The sequence below is a fragment of the Streptomyces sp. NPDC002144 genome, from assembly GCF_053593695.1.
The window spans coordinates 1-4,222 of record NZ_JBSFDB010000134.1 but is presented as its reverse complement, the minus strand read 5'-3'; the positions used below and the strand labels follow the sequence as shown (position 1 = coordinate 4,222).

Sequence of the window (4,222 nt, the reverse complement as noted above, 5' to 3'; positions counted from 1 at the left end):
CGCTCGAGCACGCGATGCTCCCCCGCACCCTGCACGCCGACGAGCCCTCCCCCTTCATCGACTGGGAGACCGGCGCCGTCCGCCTCCTCAACCAGGCCCAGCCCTGGCCCGACACCGGCCGCCCCCGCCGCGCCGCCGTCTCCTCCTTCGGCATCAGCGGCACCAATGCCCACGTCATCCTCGAACAAGCACCCCCCACCGACGAACCCGAATCCCAGCCGGTGCCGGCCTCAGGTACCGCACCGGCCCTCGTCCCCCTCTCCGCCCGCACTCCCGAAGCCCTCCGCGACCAAGCCCGCCGTCTCACCACGCACCTCGACCACCACCCCCACCTCGACCCCGCCACCCTCGGCCACTCCCTCGCCCTGCATAGAGCCGCACTCGACGAGCGGGTCGTGCTGCTCGCCGACGAGCCCGACGCGCTGCGGGCCGGGCTGGAACTGCTGGCCGAGGGCGAGGAGGCGGCGCGTCTGGTGCGGGGTGCCGTGGTCGCGGGTGAGACGGCGTTCCTGTTCACCGGCCAGGGCAGCCAGCGGGCCGGGATGGGCCGCGAACTGTACGAGTCGCAGCCGGTGTTCGCCGCCGCGCTGGACGAGGTGTGCGGTCACCTGGACGGGCATCTGGGCCGCTCGCTGCGTGAGGTGATGTTCGCCGAGGACGAGGAGCTGCTGGACCGGACGCTCTACACGCAGACGGCGCTGTTCGCGCTGGAGGTGGCGCTGTTCCGGCTCGTCGAACACCTGGGCCTGCGCCCGAAATTCGTGGCGGGGCACTCCATCGGCGAACTGACCGCCGCGCACGTGGCCGGCGTGCTCTCCCTGGAGGATGCCTGCACCCTGGTGGCTGCCCGCGGCCGGCTGATGCAGGCACTGCCCGCCGGCGGGGCGATGCTGTCCGTGCTCGCCCCCGAGGAGCAGGTCGCCGGGCACCTCGCCGGGCGGGAGCACGAGGTCGCGGTCGCCGCTGTCAACGGGCCCGCCTCCACGGTCGTTTCGGGCGCCGAAGAGGCGGTCGCGGACCTGGACGCCACGCTGACGGCGCTCGGGGTCAGGACACGCCGGCTGCGGGTCAGCCACGCCTTCCACTCGCCGCTCATGGAACCGATGCTGGAGGAGTTCCGCCGGATCGCCTCAGGGCTGACCTACAGTCGGCCGCGGATCCAAGTCGTCTCCAACCTCACCGGGAACCTCGCGACGGCCGAGCAGCTCACCTCGCCGGACTACTGGGTGCGGCACGTCCGCGAAGCCGTCCGCTTCCACGACGGCATCACCACCCTGCACGAGCGAGGCGTGACCACCTTTCTCGAACTCGGCCCGGACGGTGTGCTGTCCGCCATGGGTCGCGCCTGCATCCCCGAAGACACGGACGTGGAGCCGCAGTTCGTCACGGTCCTGCGCAAGGACCGTACGGCGTCCGAGTCCCTGGCGACTGCCGTGGCGCAGCTGTGGACGCGCGGGGCGGCCGTCGACTGGACGGCGGTCTTTCAGGGCCGTACCGCTTCGCACCTCGATCTGCCGACCTATGCCTTCCAGCGCCGGCGCTACTGGCTCAGCCACCGTGACGCGCGCAACGCCGACGCGGACGCCGCCGGTCTCGGGCTCGGTCCGGCCGGGCACCCGCTGCTGGGGGCGGCCGTCTCGCTCGCCGATTCCGACGCTCTGGTGCTCACGACCCGGCTCTCCCTCGACGACCATCCCTGGCTGGCCGACCACGCGCTGCTGGACACGGCCCTGCTGCCGGGCACGGCCTTCGTCGAACTCGCCCTGCGCGCGGGCGACCTGGCGGGCTGCCAGGTGCTGGAGGAGCTGACCCTTGAGGCTCCACTGGGCCTGCCGTCCTCGGGCAGCGTGCAGGTCCAGGTGTCGGTCGGAGGCGCGGACGAGAGCGGGCGCTGCTCGTTCAGCGTCCACTCGCGTACCGCGGGCGACCCGTCCGAGGGGTCGTGGAACCGGCACGGCACGGGAGTCCTGGCCCGCGACGGCGCCGGCAGCGCAGCCTTCAGGGACGCCTCGGGCGTCTGGCCGCCGCAGGACGCGCGGCCGGTTGACCTGGACGGGTGGTACGGGACGCTGGGTGCGAAGGGGCTCGTCTACGGCCCTGCCTTCCAGGGGCTGCGGCAGGCGTGGCGGAGCGGCGACTCCGTGTTCGCCGAGGTCGCGCTGGTGGCGGAACAGGCCGCGGACGCCGGGAAGTTCGGCCTGCACCCGGCACTGCTCGACGCGGCACTGCACGCCCTCGAACTGGGTGCCCTGCAGGAGTCGCCGGATCCGCGGCTGCCGTTCTCGTGGAGCGGGGTGCGGCTGCACGCGACGGGTGCGGCGACGGCCCGGGTACGGCTCACCCGGGTCGGCCCCGACACGGTGTCGCTGCTGGTCTGGGACGGCGCCGGACAGCCGGTGGCCGAGGTGGCCACGCTGGGTCTGCGTACGGTCTCCGGGACGCAGGTGCGCGACGCGCTGCGGTCGTCCGGCGGGAACGACGCCCTGTTCCGCGTGGAGTGGGTGCCGGTGACGGCCGGCCCGTACGGGCACACCGGTGCCGTGGTGGAGGTGCCGGCGGGCGGCGGGGTGCACGACACCGTGCATCAGGTGCTCGGGCGGGTGCAGGAGTGGCTCGCCGAGGACCGGCCCGAGGAGGAACGGCTCCTGGTCCGCACCCGGGGTGCGGTCTCGGTCGCGGGCGAGGCGCCCGATCCGGCCGGGGCTGCCGTGTGGGGCCTGCTGCGCTCGGCGCAGACCGAGAACCCGGACCGGATCGTGCTCGTGGACCGGCTCGACGACACCGCCGACGCGGGCCTGTCGGTGGCGGCTGAGCCTCAGCTCGCCGTGCGGGACGGGCGGTACTTCGCGCCTCGCCTGGCCCGGGCCGCCGTACCGGAGTCGCAGCGGTCGTCGTTCGCCGCCGGGGGCACGGTGCTCATCACGGGCGCCACCGGCGCGCTCGGCGGGTTCTTCGCCCGGCACCTCGTCACCGAGCACGGGGTGCGCCACCTGCTGCTGGTCAGCCGACGCGGCCCCGGCGCCGAGGGCGCCGAGGAACTGGCGCGCGAGCTGACCGAGCTGGGTGCCGAGGTCACGTTCGCCGCCTGCGACGTCGCCGACCGCGACGCCCTGGACGAGCTGCTGGCCGGCGTCCCCTCCGAGCACCCGCTCACCGGCGTCATCCACGCCGCCGGCGTCCTCGACGACGGCGTGTTCACGTCGCTCACCCCGGAGCGCGTCTCCGCCGTACTGCGTCCCAAAGTGGACGCGGCCGGCAATCTCGACGAAGCGACCCGGGACATGGCTCTGTCGGTCTTCGCGCTCTTCTCCTCCGTCGCCGGCACGTACGGCACGGCCGGTCAGGCCAGTTACGCGGCGGCCAACGCCTGCCTGGACGCGCTGGCGCAGCGGCGCCACGCCGCCGGTCTGCCCGCGACGTCGCTGGGCTGGGGCGCGTGGGCCGACGACGGGATGGCCGCGACGCTCAGCGAGACCGACCTGGCGCGTCTGGCCCGCACCGGCATCGGTTCGCTGGAGCCGGCCCGGGGCCTGGAGCTGTTCGACACCGCCTTGGCGCTGGGTGTGCCCGACGTCCTGCCGGTGGCGCTGGACACGGCCGGTCTGCGGGCCCGCGGCGGCGAGGTGCCTTCCGTGCTGCGGGGACTGGTCCGTACGACGGCCCGCCGCACCGCGCAGGCCGGGGCCGGCGCGTCCGCCGACTCTCTCGGCCGGCGACTGGCCACGCTCGCGGAGGAGCGGCGGGAGCCGTTCCTGCTCGACCTGGTGCTGGGCGAGGTCGCGGCCGCGCTGAACTACGAGGGCTCGGAAGCCGTGGACGCCCGGCGCGGCTTCAAAGAGCTGGGCATCGACTCGCTCACCGCCGTCGAGCTGCGCAACCGCCTCAACAAAGCCACCGGACTGCGCCTGCCCGCCACCCTCGTCTTCGACCACCCCAACCCCGGCGCCGTCGCCCGCCTGCTCCTCACCGAACTGGGCGGCGGCGTCCCCGAGACGGTTCCGGCGGCCTCGGTGGCCCGGGACCCGGGCGCCGCCGACGACGACCCGGTCGTCATCGTGGGCATGAGCGGCCGTTTCCCCGGCGGGGTCGACTCACCGGAGGATCTGTGGGAGCTCGTCGCCGAGGGCGGCGAGGCGATCTCCGGCTTCCCCGTCGACCGCGGCTGGGATTTGGAGTCCCTGTTCGACCCGGACCCGGAGACCCCGGGCACGTCCTACGCCCG

General features: G+C 74.3%; 1 protein-coding gene. It reads left to right on the top strand.

Annotation, left to right across the window (positions count from 1 at the left end; all coding sequences use genetic code 11):
* Positions 1-14: 14 nt before the first annotated feature.
* Positions 15-4,222: SDR family NAD(P)-dependent oxidoreductase (locus tag ACWCQ1_RS51650; protein ID WP_451030083.1), on the top strand; the 4,208-nt coding region annotated here is incomplete at its 3' end.